At 70.0% G+C, this 16,281-nt stretch carries 15 protein-coding genes; 5 read left to right on the forward strand and 10 right to left on the reverse strand.

The genetic code is table 11. From position 1 onward, the window contains the following. The first annotated feature begins 35 nt into the window (after window positions 1-35). The gene (locus HPY32_RS12425; RefSeq protein ID WP_067581258.1) at window positions 36-512 is read left to right on the forward strand and encodes a hotdog fold domain-containing protein; all 477 of its coding nucleotides are present in this window, start codon (window positions 36-38) and stop codon (window positions 510-512) included. Window positions 513-519: 7 nt separating this feature from the next. Here HPY32_RS12425 and HPY32_RS12430 read toward each other — a convergent pair whose 3' ends face one another. Together HPY32_RS12430 and HPY32_RS12435 are read right to left on the reverse strand one after the other, a co-directional pair. After that, the gene (locus tag HPY32_RS12430) at window positions 520-1,473 is read right to left on the reverse strand and encodes an esterase/lipase family protein (RefSeq protein ID WP_082870850.1); all 954 of its coding nucleotides are present in this window, start codon (window positions 1,471-1,473) and stop codon (window positions 520-522) included. After that, window positions 1,473-2,501, reverse strand: a complete 1,029-nt coding sequence (locus HPY32_RS12435; RefSeq protein WP_082871145.1) for an alpha/beta hydrolase — start codon at window positions 2,499-2,501, stop codon at window positions 1,473-1,475. The genes HPY32_RS12430 and HPY32_RS12435 overlap by 1 nt, the downstream gene beginning before the upstream one ends. 247 nt (window positions 2,502-2,748) lie before the next feature. Between HPY32_RS12435 and HPY32_RS12440 the strand changes: the two genes are divergently transcribed. After that, on the forward strand, window positions 2,749-3,987 hold the full coding sequence (locus HPY32_RS12440; RefSeq protein ID WP_067581254.1) for a lycopene cyclase family protein: 1,239 nt from the start codon (window positions 2,749-2,751) through the stop codon (window positions 3,985-3,987). Here the strand turns inward: HPY32_RS12440 and HPY32_RS12445 are convergent. From HPY32_RS12445 to HPY32_RS12455, 3 genes are all read right to left on the reverse strand, one after another. Next, window positions 3,934-4,962, reverse strand: coding sequence for an SDR family oxidoreductase (locus tag HPY32_RS12445; protein WP_082870849.1), 1,029 nt, complete (start codon window positions 4,960-4,962; stop codon window positions 3,934-3,936). The genes HPY32_RS12440 and HPY32_RS12445 overlap by 54 nt on opposite strands. 32 nt (window positions 4,963-4,994) lie before the next feature. Beyond that, window positions 4,995-5,768: an SDR family oxidoreductase gene (locus HPY32_RS12450; RefSeq protein WP_067581252.1), complete on the reverse strand. Its 774-nt coding sequence runs from the start codon at window positions 5,766-5,768 to the stop codon at window positions 4,995-4,997. Between the two features lie 65 nt (window positions 5,769-5,833). Next, on the reverse strand, window positions 5,834-6,625 hold the full coding sequence (locus HPY32_RS12455; RefSeq protein ID WP_067585300.1) for an enoyl-CoA hydratase-related protein: 792 nt from the start codon (window positions 6,623-6,625) through the stop codon (window positions 5,834-5,836). Between the two features lie 129 nt (window positions 6,626-6,754). On the opposite strand from HPY32_RS12455, the gene HPY32_RS12460 reads away from it, so the two are divergent. Then, a complete protein-coding gene (locus HPY32_RS12460; RefSeq protein ID WP_067581250.1) occupies window positions 6,755-8,011 on the forward strand; it encodes a TetR/AcrR family transcriptional regulator in 1,257 nt (418 codons plus the stop codon). A 225-nt stretch (window positions 8,012-8,236) separates the two neighbouring features. On the opposite strand, the gene HPY32_RS12465 is transcribed toward HPY32_RS12460, so the two are convergent. The 3 genes from HPY32_RS12465 to HPY32_RS12475 are packed head-to-tail and all read right to left on the reverse strand — an operon-like array spanning window position 8,237 to window position 10,922. Beyond that, entirely contained in the window at window positions 8,237-9,106 is an 870-nt protein-coding gene (locus HPY32_RS12465) for an ABC transporter permease (RefSeq protein WP_067581248.1), read from the reverse strand. After that, the gene (locus HPY32_RS12470) at window positions 9,103-9,912 is read right to left on the reverse strand and encodes an ABC transporter permease (protein ID WP_171982845.1); all 810 of its coding nucleotides are present in this window, start codon (window positions 9,910-9,912) and stop codon (window positions 9,103-9,105) included. Before HPY32_RS12470 ends, HPY32_RS12465 begins: the two co-directional genes overlap by 4 nt. Next, a complete protein-coding gene (locus HPY32_RS12475; RefSeq protein ID WP_067585296.1) occupies window positions 9,909-10,922 on the reverse strand; it encodes a daunorubicin/doxorubicin resistance ABC transporter ATP-binding protein DrrA in 1,014 nt (337 codons plus the stop codon). Before HPY32_RS12475 ends, HPY32_RS12470 begins: the two co-directional genes overlap by 4 nt. 406 nt (window positions 10,923-11,328) lie before the next feature. Here HPY32_RS12475 and HPY32_RS12480 point away from each other — a divergent pair, with 406 nt between their 5' ends. Further along, the gene (locus tag HPY32_RS12480) at window positions 11,329-12,846 is read left to right on the forward strand and encodes an aldehyde dehydrogenase family protein (RefSeq protein WP_067581246.1); all 1,518 of its coding nucleotides are present in this window, start codon (window positions 11,329-11,331) and stop codon (window positions 12,844-12,846) included. A gap of 45 nt (window positions 12,847-12,891) precedes the next feature. Then, window positions 12,892-13,755: a polysaccharide deacetylase family protein gene (locus tag HPY32_RS12485; RefSeq protein WP_067581243.1), complete on the forward strand. Its 864-nt coding sequence runs from the start codon at window positions 12,892-12,894 to the stop codon at window positions 13,753-13,755. A 115-nt stretch (window positions 13,756-13,870) separates the two neighbouring features. Here the strand turns inward: HPY32_RS12485 and HPY32_RS12490 are convergent, their stop codons facing one another. Both HPY32_RS12490 and HPY32_RS12495 read right to left on the reverse strand, forming a co-directional pair. Further along, on the reverse strand, window positions 13,871-15,124 hold the full coding sequence (locus HPY32_RS12490; RefSeq protein WP_067581242.1) for an Nramp family divalent metal transporter: 1,254 nt from the start codon (window positions 15,122-15,124) through the stop codon (window positions 13,871-13,873). Window positions 15,125-15,262: 138 nt separating this feature from the next. After that, window positions 15,263-16,258 carry an alpha/beta hydrolase gene (locus HPY32_RS12495; protein WP_082871143.1) on the reverse strand — a complete coding sequence of 332 codons (996 nt, stop codon included), beginning with the start codon at window positions 16,256-16,258 and terminating at the stop codon, window positions 15,263-15,265. Window positions 16,259-16,281 lie beyond the last annotated feature (23 nt).

Raw genomic sequence — 16,281 nt, forward strand, 5'->3', positions numbered from 1 at the left:
GTGACCCAGAACTTACTCCGAAGTAAGATACGGCTATGACGAAGGAGACCGCCACCTACCGCGGCTGGAAGAAGCTGCCCGACAACCGGCTCGGACATGCGCTGTTCTCGCTGGGCATGGTCGCCCGGGTGCCGTACTTCGGCACGGTGCTGCCGAGCGTGGTGCGGCTGGAACCGGGCCTGTGCGAGGTGACCGCGCCGAAGTGGTTCGGCATCCACAATCATCTGGGCACCTTCCACGCCATCGCGGCCTGCAATCTGGCCGAGGTGGCGATGGGCATGCTCAACGAGGCGACCGTGCCCACCACCCACCGCTGGATTCCGAAGGCGATGAACGTGCAGTACCTGGCCAAGGCCGAGTCGGGGCTGCGCGCGGTCGCGAAGCTGGCGCAGATCCCCGACTTCGCCGCGATCACCGAGGGCCGCGACCTGACCGTCCCCATCTCGATCTACGACCGCAACGGCCTGGAGGTCGTGCACGCGGAGATCACCACCTGGATCACGCCGAAGTAGCGGACGCTCAGCAGACCGGGAACGGGGCGTCGGCCAGGGCCGCGGAGACCAGATCCATCGAATGCCGGTCGGCCAGTAGGTAACTGTGGTCGACGCGGCGTCCGGCGCAGCCGTCCTGCACCCAGACATCGCGGTGGGTGGCGTCCGGGGCGGACAGCAGGGCCGTGTCGGGCGGGGTGATGACCTCGTCGTCGTGGCTGGCGATCGCGGTGTAGCGGACGCCGGGCGCGGTCTCACCGTCCGCGTTGAGCCGGGCCAGCGTCGGCGAGCCGGGGCCCTGCTCGGCCCCGGCCGCGCCGAACACCTGGGCGGCGATGCGCGGGCCGTCGAGCCCGATCGCGGCCAGGTCCGGATACTTGCGGGGCAGGCCCGCGAAGGTCGAACCGCGATACGGGGTTCCGAGCGTGACGACGGTGGTGGCGATGCCCGGATGCGCCCGCAGGAACTGCCGGATCACGGTGCCGCCGGTCGAATGCCCCACCAGCGCGACGTGTTGCGCGCCGGTGGCCGCCTGCACGGTGGCCACGAAGGCGGCGAGTTCGGTGGCCGAGACCGCGATATCGGCCACCCCGTAGATCTCCTGGCCGGACAGGGCCGCGCCGATCGGGCCCAGGCCGGGCCACCCGGCGTTGGTGGTGCCGCTGACCCCGGCCGCCAGGATCGGGGCCCGGCCCAGATTCGCGGCGAAGACGCAGTAGCCCTGGGCGCGCAGCACCGGCGCCAGGGTCGAGAAGCTGCGCACCGCATCGGTTCCCGAGCCGTGCACCAGCACCACCGGGTCGGGCCGGTCCGCGGCCGGGCGGCAGGCGAAATCGTTCGCGCCCGCGATGGCGGGCACCTCCACCGGCCGCGCGGCCGCCGTCGGCCCGCCGGTCAGCATCGCGACCAGCGCGGACACCGCGAGCACGCCCGCCCGCAGCCGCCCCGAAACCCGCAGGCGGCCGGTCGTGTTCGCACGCACTACCGAACCCCCAAACCCGCGGCGAGCACCGGCCAGGAGTCCTTCAGGTCGTCCTCCCAGTAGCCCCAGGAGTGCGTGCCGGTGGGGCGGAAGTTGTAGGTGGCGGGGATGCCGAGGCTGTCCAGGCGCGTGCGCATGTTGTGGGCGCAATAGTCGGTACCGGCCTCGATCAGGCCGCCCAGCACCAGTTGGTTCGCGAACAGCCACGGTCCGGGCAGCGAGTACTTGCCGCCGTACACGTCGTAGGGGCCGGGCAGGCCGCTGCCGTTGGAGATGTAGATCGCCTTGCCGCGCAGGCCCTCCGCCTGCACATACGGGTCGTTGCGCACCCAGTTCGGGTCGCCGGGCGGGCCCCACATGTTCTGCACGTTCGCCAGGCCCCACTCCTCGACGGTGAGCCGGACGAACTCGTGGCCGATCGGGTCGCTGGTCTGCGCGCAGCCGCTGTAGGAGCCCACCGCCTGGTACAGCCCGGGGGTGGTCGCGGCCAGCGCCAGCGTGGTGGTCGCCGACATCGAGTATCCGGCGATACCGTTGCGGCCGTTGGCATTCAGATACTTGTCGAGCAGCGGCGGCAGCTCCTGTGTGAGGAAGGTGCGCCACTGGTTGCGGCCGAGCCGGGCGTCGTCGCGCTCCCAGTCGGTGTAGTAGCTGAACGGGCCGCCGATCGGCGTGACCACGTTCACGTTCTTGTCCGAAAGGAATTCCAGCGCATCGGTTCTGGTGCCCCAGGTGGCGCCGTCGATGCCGCCGCCCGCCCCGAGCAGCAGATACAGCACCGGCCGCGGCACGCTCTGATCGGCGGCACGCTGCACCTCGACCGGGATGTCGGCGGCCATCGCCGCCGAGTGCACGGTCAGCGTCTGATGGCGCGGATCGTCGGTCTTGACATCGACGATCGCCGAATCCGGCCCCTCGGCATGCCCGATGGCGGGCGCCACCAGCGATCCACCGGCCGCCAACAGCGCGGCCAGCACCCCTACCCATGCGGCGCGTGCGCGCCGACGCCCGTACCGAGCCTTCGTCATGTCCACATCTCCCGGGCGTGCCCACACTCGTACCGGAGTGCCACTCGGCACCCACCGACTCAGGTTATGAACGCGCCCAATGGAATTCACGACGGAATTTGCTGGGACAAGATTTTTCGGGGCGTAACATCACACCGAATTCGGCCGATGGATACGACCGAATCCGGGCGGCCGGGCCTGCCACGCCGGGGGCGAACTCGCGGTCGGTCGTTCCGAATTACGAATAATCCCTGATTCAATGACACATATGAGTGCTCAGCGTGTCCGGCGAGCGGATCTGTGCGTGGTGGGGCTCGGGCCCACCGGGCGGGCGCTGGCGCACCGGGCCGTGCGGGCGGGATTCGCGGTGGTGGCGATCGATCCGCGACCGGAGCAGCCGTGGCTGCCGACCTATTCGTGCTGGGCGGACGAGCTTCCGGCGTGGGTGCCGGAGCGCGCGATCGGGGCGCGGATCGCGGCGCCGACGGTGTGGACCACCACCGCCCGCCGGATCGAGCGCCCCTACTGCGTGCTGTCGAAATCCGGGCTGTTCGAGGCGCTCGCGCTGGACGGCGCGACCGTGCTGAGCGGGCGGGCGACGACGGTGCGCGCGCATCGCGTCGAACTGCACGACGGGACGACGATCATCGCGGACACCGTCTTCGACACGCGCGGGCTGCCCTCCCCCGGCCCGCGCCGCACCGCCAGCGCGCACGGCATCTTCGTCGACGCCGACCTGGCCGCGCCGATGGTCACCGAGGGTGAGGGGCTGCTGCTGGACTGGCGGCCCGAGAACGGGGCGGGGCCGGGCGCGCCGCCGTCGTTCCTGTACGCGGTGCCGCTGGGCGACGGACGGGTCATCTTCGAGGAGACCAGCCTGGGGCTGCGCGGCGGCATGCCCCAGCGCGAACTGCGCCGCCGCACGCTGAATCGGCTTGCCGCCCACGGGATTCGGTTACGCGGTAACGAGACCCACGAGGCCGCGCACTATCCGCTGGATCAGCCGCCGCCCGGACCGCTGACCCGCCGACCCGGCGAGGCGATTCCGTTCGGCTCCCGCGGCGGCATGATCCATCCGTGCACGGGGTACAGCGTCGCCGACTCGTTGTCGCTGGTGGACCCCGCGCTCGACGCGGTGCGCGCGGGGCTGGATCCGGTGCGGGTGCTGTGGCCGTGGCAGGCGCGGCTGGTGTACTGGATGCGCACGCGCGGGCTCTACGGCCTGGGGCGGCTGACCACCGCGCAGGCGGTGACCATGTTCGACGCCTTCTTCGACGCCTCGCCGCGGCACCAGCGCGCCCTGCTGTCGGCCCACGACGACTACGCGGCCCTGGGCGCGGTGCTGGTCATGACCGTCTCCCGCACCCGGCCGTTCCACTGGCGCTTCGATCTGGTCGGGATGCGGAACCGAAACCGTTGGGTGGGTTACGAATACGGCCCGGCCGCCGTCGACTCAGACCCAGTTCTCGATCCAGTACTTCCAGACGATCGGGGCGTAGGCGGCTAACGGCGGCACCCGGATGTCGGTGCCGGCCAGCGCGGCGGTGGTGTTGCGGCGGTCGAACCAGCACCCGAATTCGCTGTGCTCCAGCACATCCAGCGGCACCCCGAGCCGCGGCAGCACCCAGCCGACACCGGGCAGCCCGCGCAGCATGTCGAGGGTCTGCTTGGGCATGACCTCCACCAGATGCGGGGCCCCGGCCTCGTCGGCGAACAGGTTCAGCACCTCGGCCACGGTCTGCCGCCGCGGGTCGACCAGGTGGTAGGTGGTGCCCGCCGGGGCGGGCAGGTGCGCGATGTGGTCCAGCGCGCGGGTCACGAAATCGACCGGAACCATATTGGTCTCACCGAGTTTCGGCACCACGATCGGCAGGATGCGTGGCAGTTGCGCGGCCATCCGCAGCAGCCGGAAGAAATGGTACGGCCCGCCGATCCGGTCGATCTCGCCGGTGCGCGAGTGCCCGATCACGATCGAGGGGCGGTAGATCCGCCACGGCACCCCGCACCGCTCCCGGATCACGCGCTCGGCGGCGAAGGCCGCGCGCTGCCGGGGCGTGAGCAGCACCTGCCCGATGTCGAACATGTCCTCGGTGAACGGGCCCGCCGCGGCTCCGGCCACCTCCACCGTCGAGACATGGTGCAGCACACCGGCTTCCAGCCGCTCGGCGACATCGACGACGCGCCGGGTGCCCTCGCCGGCGCCGTCGGCGTCGTAGCCCGCGGCGAGATGGATGACGTGCTCGATCGAACCGCGGTGCGCCGCAATCCATTCCGGGTCGAGGTCGAGTCCGTCCCGGCTCAGGTCGCCGCGCACCGGGCGCACCCGGTCGCCACCGGCCCAATCCCCGGCGCAGCGATCGAAGCGGTACGCCGAGTCGGCCCCGGGCCGCACCAGCACGCACACCTCACCGCTACGCTTCAGCAACTCCGGAATCAAGTATCGACCGATCCACCCGGTTGCGCCGGTAACCAGGTAAGCCATGCCGCCAGACTATCGCGCCACAGACCGCACCCTCAGTAGGCTGATTGCGTCGTGTTCGCGGGGTAGTGCCGATCGAGCCATTCGTCGAAGGTCGGCCCGGCGACGATCGCCGTGGCTCCACCCCGCAGCACCCCGGCGGCGACCAGCGGCCAGTTCGGGTCCGCGGCGTCCTCGACGCCCCGCACGTGCGCCGGATTCCCGCGCCGCGCAGCCAGTTTCGCCGCCGCGTCGGCGAGGTTCTGTTCCTCGGGCCCCGCGATCTCGACCAGGTCCGGGGCCGCGTCGGCGACGGCGATATCGGCCAGCTTCTCGGCGACCGCCCGGGCCGCGACCAGCCGGGTCGGCATGGCCGGGACGTCGGCGGTATCGCCCCGGGTGGTCCACTCGAGCATCATCTCGGCGAATTCGTGGAACTGGGTGGCGCGCACGATGCGCACCGGAACCGGGCCCTCCCGGTAGGCCCCCTCGTGCGCGAGCTTCCCGGCGTAGTGGCCCGCGGTGAGACCGTCGATGCCGACGATCGACACCACCACGATCCGCCGCACGCCCGCGGAAGCCGCCTCCCGCTGCACATTTCGCGCCACGGTGCGGAAGAAGTCGGTCACCACGGCGGTTTCCGTGCTCGGCGCATTGCTCGCGTCCACGACCACCGCCACCCCGGCCAGCGCATCGCCCAGTCCCGCACCGGAATACGCGTCCACCCCGGCGGCCCGAGTCAGCTCGACCACCTCATGCCCACGCCCCCTCAGCACCCCGGCAACAGCGCCACCGATCCGCCCACTCGCCCCGATCACTGCGATTCGCATAGCTCCGACTCCTGTCGTCTCGTTCCATCCACCATGTCGACGACGCAGCCTCGGCAAGCGTGACATCAGTCCGTGAACACAGCTCTGCGCTTGGTGAGCATGGCCAAGGCGCCCTCGGCGAAGTCCGGGGAGCGCAGGAGTTCGACCTGTCCTGCCTTTTCGGCGGCCAGGGTGGTGTCGAGGGAGGTGAGGGTGGCGTGGTTGAGGGCGCGCTTGGTGAGTTCGAGGGCGCGGCGGGGGCCCTGCGCCAGTTTGGCGGCGACGGCGTCGACGCGGGCGTCGAGTTCGGCGGCGGGCAGCACCGCGGTGAACAGGCCGTGGGCCGCGGCGGTGGGGGCGGGCAGTCGCTCGCCCAGCAGCGCCATCTCGGCGGCCAGCGGCCGACCGGCGGCCGCGGCGACCAGCGCGGCCGCGCCGCCGTCCGGCATCAGGCCGATATTGATGAAGGCCAGCAGCAGATAGGAGTCGTCGGCGGCGTAGGTGAGGTCGGCGGCCAGGGCCAGTGCCACCCCGACCCCGGCCGCCGCGCCACGCACCCGCGCCACCACCGGGACCGGCACGTCGATGATCGCGCGCACCAGGCGATTGGCCACGTCCATGGTCATCTCGGGGGTGATGCCGCGCTGCGCCTCGGCCGGGGCGGCCGACAGATCCGCGCCGGTGCAGAAGTCGCCGCCCTCCCCGGTGAGCACGATCGCGCGCACCGCGCGGTCCTGCGCCGCGGCCAGGAAGGTGTCGCCCAGCGCGGCCATCGTGTCGTAGCCGACGGCGTTCTTGCGCTGGGGATTGGTCAGGGTGATGCGCAGCACCCGCCCGTCGCGATCGGTGCGGAAACCCGGCGCGGAGCTCTCGGTCATGGCCTTCTCCCAGCCCGCCGTCGTCGCCGACGGCTCCAGAATCACGGTTAACTTTGCGAATTGTGGTTAACTTAGGTTGACTTGTCCGGCACTGTCAACAACGACGGCCCGGAATCGAAGGAGAGGTGTATGGTCGCCGATCGCAGCGAGATCGGGCTCGCGTCCGCGCGACCGGACAGCACGCAGACCGTCCGCCGGCGGCCGAAGAACCGCAAGGCGCAGATCGTGCGGGTGGCGGCCCGGGCGTTCAGCGAACGCGGCTATCACCCGGTCGGCGTGGACGAGATCGCGGCCGAGGTCGGCATCTCCGGACCGGCGCTGTACCGACACTTCACCAACAAGTACGCGCTGCTCGTCGCGGCCGCCGAGAGCGGAGCCCAGCAGCTGCTCGATGTCGCGCGGGGGGCCGACGATCCGCGATCGGATCCCGAATCACGGCTCACCACGCTGCTGCGCGCGCTCGCCGAGCACACCATCGAGGTGCGCCGCGAGGGCGGGCTGTACCGCTGGGAGCGACGCTATCTGGAGCCGGAGGACCGCGGCCGGATCCGGGTGATCTACGCCGGGCTGCACGAGACGGTCGAGGGCGCGCTGGCGGCGCTGCGGCCGGAGACCGAGCACGGCGACATCCAGCTGTTGGCGACCGGCGCGCTGGGCGCGATCGGCAGCGTCACCGCGCACCGCACCGCGCTGTCCACCGCCCGCCTGACCGACCTGCTACAGGACATCTGCTGGTCGATCGTGCGCACCGAGCTGCCTCCCGCGCCAACCGAACCCGCCACCCGGTCGGCGGTGCGCGGGCTGCCGCTCAGTTCCAAGCGCGAACAGCTGCTCACCGAGGCCATCCGGATCTTCGGCCGCCAGGGCTATCACGAGTCCAGCATCGAGGAGATCGGCGCGGCGGTGGGCATCAACGCCTCCAGCGTGTACCGGTACTTCACCAGCAAGTCCGACCTGCTGGCGGCGGCGTTCCATCGCACCGGCGAGCGGCTGGCCATCGCGAATGCCGAGGCCCTGTCGGAGGCGACCAGCCGCGACGATGCCGCGCTGCGCATTGCCGACCGGTTCGCCCGGCTCACCTTCGCGATGCCGGAGATCCTGCCGGTCTACTTCGCCGAATTCTCGAATCTGCCCGCGGCCGAACAGCACAAGCTGCGCTCGATCCAGCGCCAGAACGTGCTCGAGTGGGCCCACCTGCTCGACGGCGACCCCGCCGAGGCCCGCTTCCGCGTCCACGCCGCCATCGCCCAGGTGATCGACGCGGGCCGCGGCATGCGCTTCGACACCCGCCCGGAAAGCCTCGCCCGCCTGCACGCGCTGATGAAAGCCGTTCTCCTGGGCCCGGATTCGCCCGACGCCGCGGTCGGACCACCTGCGCACGAGTGATTCCAGCGTGCTTCACGAGTGATTCCGGCGTGCTTTTGGCCGGAATCTTGCGGAGGATCCCGGCCAAAAGCACGCCGGGATCATAGGGGAGCACGCCCGCGATCGTGAGGGGAGCACGCCGGGATCGTGAGGGGAGCATGCCGGGATCATGAGGGAAGCACGCCGAGGCCATGAGGGAAGCACGCCGAAGCCATGAGGGAAGTACGCCGGGATCGTGACGGTGCGCTAGCCGCTGTTCTCCGCCGCCCGTCGGTAACCGCGCACGGCGGGCACGCCGCACACCACGACCATGCCGATGGACCACGCGAGGGTCTTCAGTAGCGGCGTGGCGATCGGGCCGTCGAAGGCGAGGCCGCGCATGGCGTCGATGGCGCAGCTCATCGGCTGGTTCTCGACCGTCTTCTGCAACCACATCGGGTAGAGCCAGGTGGGGACGAAGCCGGAGTTGAAGAACATCAGCAGGGTGTTGATGATGCCGATGATATTCACCAGCATCACGCCCTCGGAGATCGTCGCCAGCGCGGTCACCAGAACCGCGAAGCCCACCCCGAACAGCACCGGGATGCCGATCACGGCCAGCGAGGCCAGCGGCCCGTTCCAGAAACGAAAGCCCAGGCACACCCCGACGCCGATGACGAACAGCGTGGTCACCAGGACCCGGACCGCCTCGGCCAGCAGTCGCCCGGTGAGCCCGGCGGCCCGGTGGATCGGCATGGTCCAGAACCGGCCGAGTAGGCCGGTGGACTTCTCGGTCTTGAAGCCGAGCGCGCTGACCACCGCCCCGGACATCGCCGCGACCAGGGTGATCAGCGGCACCGTGCCGTACACGCTGGGGAATCCGGCGGCCTTGGTGATCGAATCACCCAGCACCACACGGAACATCAGCAGCGTCAGCGCGGGATAGATCAGGGTCTGGATGGTGGTCGCGGGGTCGCGCGCCCACACCAGCAGCAGCCGCCTGCACTGGATCAGGCTGTGCCGCAACCAGGTCGACACCGCCCGCTCCGAACGCGGCTCGACGACCGGTAGCGGCGTGTCCCAGCGCAGGGCGTCCACGTCGGGCTCGCAATCGCTGATGGCTGCAACGGAACTCATGACCGCCTCACGCTCGCCCAGACCGCCACCGGCGCGAAGACCGACGCCAGCCCGATCAACCACACCAGCGGCACCCACAGCACATGCCAGCTCACCCCGCCCTGAGCCATGTCCCGCAGGGCGAAGGAGAACTGCGAGATCGGCTGATTGCGCACGAACGGCTGAATCCAGTGCGGGAAGCCTGTTTCCGGAACGAAGCCGCACGACAGCATGCCGAAGATCAGCGTGGGCAGCGTCAGCGCCTGGCTCAGCGACTCCGGGCTTTTGGTGAGGCAGCCCAGCGCGTCCGCGCCGAGCGCCAGCACCGTGCCGACCGCCAGCGAGAACACGCAGAACAGCACCGCCTGCCCGAATCCGGCGATGAACCGGAAGCCGATGACGTGGCCGAAGACGATCGCCGCGGCCAGCGAGGTCACCGACCGCACCAGCCCGGCACAGATGCGCGAGGCCAGCGGCACCAGCGTGCCGATCGGCATGGTCTGCATCCGGGTGTTCAGCCCGGTCATCGCCTCGAAGGCCGCGATCTGCGCATTCGACATCATGGTGAACGACATGGTCTGCAGCACGATGATCGGCATGACGAACTGGGCGTAGTCGATTCCGTTGATCCGCATCACGAATCGCAGCGGCAGATAGAACCCGAGGGTGAACACCAGCGGCGTGATCATCGCGACGATCAGCTCGCCCTTGGTGGCCATGGTGCGCACGATGCGACCGGTCAGCGCCCGCCACTGCGCGAAGCCGGACAGCCGCGCGGCGGGCAGTGCGGCGAACAGGCGGGTCGGCGCGGCGGTGGGAACGCTCACTGCTGACCGCCCGAATGCCCGGTGATGGAGAGGAATACGTCGTCGAGCGACGGCCGCCGCAGCGCGATATCGGCCAGGTCGACCCCGGCCGCGTCCAGCCGCCGGACCGCCTCGGCCAGCGTGCTCGCGCCGTCGGGCGCGGGGATCGAGATCCGGTCCGTCCCCGCCGTGTTCGCGCCCTCGATCTCCTCGAGCACCGCGTGGGGCACCAGGTCGCCGAGCGCGTCCGCGGCCCGCCGCAGCAGCGTCGGATCCAGCGGCACCACCTCGCAGTAGCTGCCGCCGGTCTTCTCCTTGAGTTCGTCGGCGGTGCCCTCGGCGATCACGGTGCCCCGGTCGATCACGATGATGTTGTCGCTGAGGACGTCGGCCTCCTCGAGGTACTGCGTGGTCAGCAGGACCGTGATGCCCTGCTGCTTGAGCGCGGTGACCAGATCCCACACGCCCTGGCGGCTGCGCGGGTCCAGGCCGGTGGTGGGCTCGTCGAGGAAGACCACCTCCGGGCGCACCACCAGGCCGCAGGCGATGTCGACCCGCCGGCGCATGCCGCCGGAGTAGTGCCGCACCGCGCGCTTGCCCGCGCCGACCAGATCGAACTCCTCGAGCAGGGTGTCCGCGCGCTGCCGGGCGGCCCTCTTGCTCAGGCCCATCAACCGGCCGAACAGCTCCAGGTTCTCGCGGCCGGACAGATTCTCGTCCAGGGCGGCGTACTGTCCGGTCATCATGATCGCGCGGCGCACCCCGGCCGGGTCGGCCAGCACATCGTGCCCGGCGACCACGGCGGTGCCCGAGTCCGGGCGCAGCAGCGTGGACAGGATCTTGACCATGGTGGTCTTGCCCGCGCCGTTCGGGCCGAGAATGCCCAGCACCGAGGCGCGTTCGGCGGTGAAGCTGATGCCCCGCAACGCGTGCACGTCGCCGAAGGACTTGCGGACGTCCGACACCCGGACCGCGGGCTCGGCGGTATTCGAACCGGGGTCGTGCGATTCTGCGTTGTCCAAGCTCGGCATCAACTCTCCACTATCGGCCGGGGCGACGACCGGATTGCCCGGTTCGCCTGTGCGCGCATCCCGGTTGGTGATCCGTTCCACCGGCCGCGATGTTACTGGTTGGACGTGCGGGCGGACCGCACCCGCTCGGGGTCGGCCGCGATCGCGGTGCGGCTTTTACCCATCCGGGGGCGCGAATAGTTGTGGCGTTACTCACATTTCAGCGTACCGAGCGGTCCGAGTCCGGATCGCCGCTGGTCCGCACACGGACCGGGCGGTCTGTCAAACGTGACCGTTTCTTGTCCGACGCCCCGCGTCGCCCATAGTCTGGCGGGCAGGGGAAGAGAACACGCACTCACCTGTCTGCGGCAGCAACGGTCGAGCCGGGGCGACCAGTTGCCGGGGCATTCGCCACGAGAGGGTGACCATGGCCGAGTCCGCGCAGCCGAATACGGCAGCGCTCCCGGGAGGATCGAGCCGGTCCAAAGTCCTGACGTCCTATGATCCGCGGACCGCCGAGGCCGTGGGCGACTACGCGGTGATGGGCACCGTCGAGCTGACCCGCACCGTGCGCGGCGCGCGCTCGGCCGAGAAATGGTGGACGGCAATCGGATTCGCCGGGCGTCGGCGGTGGCTGCTGGACTGGAAGCGCAGCATCGCCCGGCAGGCCGGGGATCTGGTCGATACCGTGTGCTCGGAGACCGGCAAGCCGGAGGTCGACGCCGCCATCGAGGTGATGCTGGCGGTGGAGAATCTGGACTGGGCGGCCCGCAATGCCGAACGGGCCCTGGGACGGCGGCGGCTGGGCTCCACCTGGCTGACCCGCAATCAGCGCGCCTCGGTGGGTTATCTGCCGCTGGGCGTGGTGGGCGTGCTCGGCCCCTGGAACAATCCGGTGTTCACCCCGATGGGGTCGATCGCGTACGCGATGGCGGCCGGAAACACGGTGGTGTTCAAGCCCAGTGAGCTCACCCCCGGCGTCGGCGTATGGCTGGCCGAGAGCTGGCGGCGGCTGGCCCCGAACCAGCCTGTCCTGCAGGTGGTTACCGGCGACAGCAGCACCGGGGCCGCGCTGTGCCGGTCCCGGGTGGACAAGATCGCCTACGCGGGCTCGGACGCCGGTGCGCGCGAGGTCATTTCGCTGTGCGCGCAGACGCTGACGCCGGTGGTGGTCGAGCGGGCGGGCAAGGGCGCCATGGTGGTGCAGGTCGACGCCAAGCTCGACGACGCCGCCGAGGCCGCGGTGTTCGGCGCCATGTCCAATGCGGGCCAGAGCCCGGCCGGGATCCAGCGCGTGTACGTGGCCGAGTCGGTGTATCAGCCGTTCCTGGAAAGGGTTGTGGCCCAGGCGCGCCGGCTGCGTCCGGGCGGGGACCGCAAGGCGTCCTACGGGCCGATGATCCAGGAGTCCCAGGTCGACGTCGTGCGGCGACAGGTCAAGGATGCGATCGCGCGCGGCGGGCAGGCGGTGGTCGGCGGGCTGGAGTCGATCCGCGAGCCGTATATCGAGCCCATCGTGCTCACCGACGTGCCCGAGGAGAGCCTGGCGATCACCGGCGAGGCGGTCGGCCCGGTGCTGATCGTGAACCGGGTGGCGAGCATGGACGAGGCCGTCGACCGCATCAACGCCACCGATCACGGCCTGGCGGTGGTGGTGTTCACCCGTGACGTGCGCACCGTGCCCGAACTCGCCGAGCGCATGAGAACCGGTGTGGTGACCATCAATTCGTCCATGGCCTACGCGGGCATGCCCGCCATGCCGTTCGGCGGCGTCGGCGAGTACGGGCAGGGCCACACGCACGGCGAGGCGGGCCTGCGCGAATTCAGCCGCACCCTGGCCATCGCCCAGAAGCGCTACCGCGCCCCGGTGAACCTGTCGACATTCGAACGACATCCGCGGCACCTGCGCCTGGCCAAGGCCATTTTCCGCATGCGGCACGGGTGATTCCGGGTTGAACCTGACATTGGTGTGAGGGTCCAGCATGAGGGCATGAGCACGGACCTGAAGCTTTTCGACTACTCCCCCATCACCGAGCGGCAGCCGATCCACTGGCCGGACGGTAAGCGGGTCGCCTTCTACGTCGGCCTGAACATCGAGCATTTCTATGTCGATCTGCCGGGCACGGCCACCTATCCGGGCACCACGTCGCTCACGCCCGACTCGCTGAACTACGGGTGGCGCGACTACGGCCCGCGGGTCGGCATCTGGCGGATCGTCGAGATCCTGGACAGGTACGGCATTCGCGCCAGCGCGCTGCTGAATTCCGATGTGGGCGAACGGTATCCGCAGATCATCGCGGCCGGGCGGGAGCGCGGCTGGGCGTGGCTGGCGCACGGCAGCAGCAACAGCCACCTGCACACCGGGCTGTCGGTCGACCAGGAGCGCGCCGCCCTGCGCGACATCGTCACCACCATCGAGCAGACCACCGGGCAGCGCCCGCGCGGCTGGATGGGCCCCGGCCTCACCGAAACCTTCGACACCCCGCGGCTGCTGGCCGAACTGGGCCTCGAGTACGTGCTCGACTGGACCAACGACGACCAGCCCTACCGGCTGAATGTGCCCGGCATGCTCAGCGTTCCGTACTCGGTGGAGCTCAACGACATCCTCTCCTTCATCACCAGGGGCCACACCGGGCCGGATTTCGTGCGGATGGTCATCGACCAGGTGGACCAGCTCTGCGCCGACGCCGAGGCCGACGACAGCGGGCGCGTCATGGCATTGGCCCTGCACCCGTTCGTGATCGGGCAGGCATTCCGGGCCAGGTATCTGGACGAGGCGCTGCGGTATGTCACCGGGCATCCGGGGGTGTGGGTGACGACGAGCGATGAGATTGCTTCGCGGTTTCGGGGGTAGGTCCCGGCCAAAAGCATGCCGGGACCAAGGTGAGTCGGCCCCGGGACCAAGGGGGGATCGGTGCGGCCGGGGCCCGACCGCGGGCGCACCGATCCCCGAATCCGGTTGCGGCGGTTCAGCTGCCGCGACCGGTGACCGTGAGGTAGATCAGCAACAGGTTGAGGGCGGTGATGACGGCGGCGATCACCCAGGCCAGCGCGGTCGTCACGCGGTGGTTGAGGTCGACGCCCATCAGCGTGCGGTCGCTGGTGAAGCGCACCAGCGGGATCAGCGCGAACGGAATGCCGAACGACAGCACCACCTGCGAGACGATCAGCGCCCGGGTGGGATCGATGCCGACGGCCAGGATCGCCAGCGCCGGAATCAGCGTGACGACGCGGCGCAGCAGCAGCGGAATGCGGCGGCGCAGCAGACCGTCCATGATCATCGCGCCCGCGTACGCGCCGACCGAGGTCGACGCCAGCCCCGAGGCCAGCAGGCCGACCGCCAGCAGCAGCGCGGCTCCGGCGCCCAGCGCAGTGTGCACCGCGTGGTAGGCGTCCTGAATCGTGTTCACGTCGTCGCGGCCGCCGAAGGTGTGCGCGGCCATCAGCAGCATCGACAGGTTCACCGTCCCGGCGATCACCATGGCGATGCCGACATCCCAGCGATTCGCGCGCAGCAGCCGCGCCCGCGCCGGACCGGGCTCCGGGTGCCCGTGCCGATCCCGGGCCATGCCCGAGTGCAGGTAGATCACGTGCGGCATCACGGTCGCGCCGATCATCGCGGCGGCCAGCATCACCGACCGGGTCCCGTCGAAGCGCGGCAGCAGCCCGGCGAGCGTGCTCGGCACCGGGGGCGGCGACACGACCAGGCTCGCCACGAATCCGATGGAGATCACCGCCAGCAGCCCGATGATCATCCGTTCGAACGGCTGCTGCCCGCGCCGGTTCTGCACCACCAGCAGCAGCATCGACACCAGCCCGGTGATCGCACCGCCGAGCAGCAGCGGCAGGCCGAACAGCAATTGCAGCGCGATCGCGCCGCCCACCACCTCGGCGAGATCGGTGGCCATCGCGGCCAGCTCGGCCTGTGCCCAATAGGCGAGCCGCACCGGACGATTCGCGCGCTCGCGCACCACCTCCGGCAGCGAGCGGCCGGTGACCAGGCCGAGTTTCGCCGACAGGAACTGCACCAGCGCGGCCATGGCGTTCGCCAGCACGATCACCCACACCAGCAGATAGCCGTACTGGGCGCCCGCGCTCACATTGGAGGCGACATTGCCGGGATCGACGTAGGCGATGCTCGCCACGAAGGCGGGGCCGAGCAGCAGCGCGGTCGATCGGACCCGCCGCAGACGAGACGGCGGGACGGTCAGGGTGGTGCTCATGGGACGAGTTTACGGGTTGCCGAACTTTTTGTTTAGACCTTCCGTTTGTTATTTGGCTCGCTTGCGGAAGCCCGTCGCCCCGACCGCTGACGCGATCGGGGCGACGGGAATCAATTGTGCGTGCGGGAAGGGAAGCCCCTACAGACCCAGGCCGTGGGCGAGGACCGGCCAGGAGTTCATGAAGTCGTCGCGCCAGTAGCCCCAGGAGTGGGTGCCCGAGTTGCGGAAGTTGTAGGTCGCGGGGATGCCCAGGGAGTCCAGCTTCGTCTTCAGGTTGTGGGTGCAGTAGTTGGTGCCTGCCTCGATCACGCCGCCGATCAGCATCTGGTTGCCCAGGCCGTAGGCGCCGGGCAGCGCGTAGGGGCCGTTGAGGGTGTCGTACTGGCCGGGCAGGCCGTTGCCGGTGGAGATGTAGAGATCCAGGTCACGCAGCTTGTCGGCGTGCAGCAACGGATCGTTCTCCGACCAGGCGGGCGCGCCGTCGGGGCCGTACATGTTCTCGACATCGCCGCCGCCCCAGGTGTTGACGGTCAGCTTGACGAACTCACGGCCGACCGGGTCGGAGGTCTGCGCGCAGCCGGAGTAGGCGGCGACCGCCTTGTACAGGCCGGGCTTGGCGATCGGCAGGTTCAGCACGGTGGTGCCCGAAGTGGACAGGCCCGCAATGGCATTGACGCCGTTGGTGCCCAGCGCGCCGTCGATCAGCGGCGGCAGCTCCTCGGTGAAGAAGGTCTTCCACTTGTTGCGGCCCAGTTCCGGATCGTCTTTGATCCAGTCCGTGTAGTAGCTCCACTTGCCGCCGACGGGCTGGACCACGTTGACGTTCTTGTCGCCGAGGAAGCCGTTGACGATGTCGGTCTTCTTCTGCCACGAGGCGTCGTCCTGACCGCCGCCCGCGCCGTTGAGCAGGTACAGCGTCGGGCGCGGCACCGAGGCGTCGGCGGGACGCTGCACGTCGACCGGGTAGGTCTTGTCCATGGCCGCCGAGTACACGTACAGCCGGATATTGCGATCGTCGCGGTAGGTCGCCTTGGTGATGTGGGACCCGTCGGGCGACTTCGGATCGGCGAGCAGGCTCTTCGCGGCGATGATCGGGTCCTCGGCCGACGCACTGGTCGCACCGATCCCGGCCACGACGCCGGTGAGGACTCCCGTGG

The sequence above is a fragment of the Nocardia terpenica genome (assembly GCF_013186535.1).
GTDB lineage: Bacteria > Actinomycetota > Actinomycetes > Mycobacteriales > Mycobacteriaceae > Nocardia > Nocardia terpenica.

What these genes read in the sequence shown, in the direction of transcription:
- HPY32_RS12425 (WP_067581258.1), top strand. Translation starts at nt 36, where the DNA reads ATGACGAAGGAGACCGCCACCTACCGCGGCTGGAAGAAGCTGCCCGAC.
- HPY32_RS12435 (WP_082871145.1), bottom strand. Translation starts at nt 2,501, where the DNA reads ATGACGAAGGCTCGGTACGGGCGTCGGCGCGCACGCGCCGCATGGGTA.
- HPY32_RS12440 (WP_067581254.1), top strand. Translation starts at nt 2,749, where the DNA reads ATGAGTGCTCAGCGTGTCCGGCGAGCGGATCTGTGCGTGGTGGGGCTC.
- HPY32_RS12445 (WP_082870849.1), bottom strand. Translation starts at nt 4,962, where the DNA reads ATGGCTTACCTGGTTACCGGCGCAACCGGGTGGATCGGTCGATACTTG.
- HPY32_RS12450 (WP_067581252.1), bottom strand. Translation starts at nt 5,768, where the DNA reads ATGCGAATCGCAGTGATCGGGGCGAGTGGGCGGATCGGTGGCGCTGTT.
- HPY32_RS12455 (WP_067585300.1), bottom strand. Translation starts at nt 6,625, where the DNA reads ATGACCGAGAGCTCCGCGCCGGGTTTCCGCACCGATCGCGACGGGCGG.
- HPY32_RS12460 (WP_067581250.1), top strand. Translation starts at nt 6,755, where the DNA reads ATGGTCGCCGATCGCAGCGAGATCGGGCTCGCGTCCGCGCGACCGGAC.
- HPY32_RS12465 (WP_067581248.1), bottom strand. Translation starts at nt 9,106, where the DNA reads ATGAGTTCCGTTGCAGCCATCAGCGATTGCGAGCCCGACGTGGACGCC.
- HPY32_RS12475 (WP_067585296.1), bottom strand. Translation starts at nt 10,922, where the DNA reads ATGCCGAGCTTGGACAACGCAGAATCGCACGACCCCGGTTCGAATACC.
- HPY32_RS12480 (WP_067581246.1), top strand. Translation starts at nt 11,329, where the DNA reads ATGGCCGAGTCCGCGCAGCCGAATACGGCAGCGCTCCCGGGAGGATCG.
- HPY32_RS12485 (WP_067581243.1), top strand. Translation starts at nt 12,892, where the DNA reads ATGAGCACGGACCTGAAGCTTTTCGACTACTCCCCCATCACCGAGCGG.
- HPY32_RS12490 (WP_067581242.1), bottom strand. Translation starts at nt 15,124, where the DNA reads ATGAGCACCACCCTGACCGTCCCGCCGTCTCGTCTGCGGCGGGTCCGA.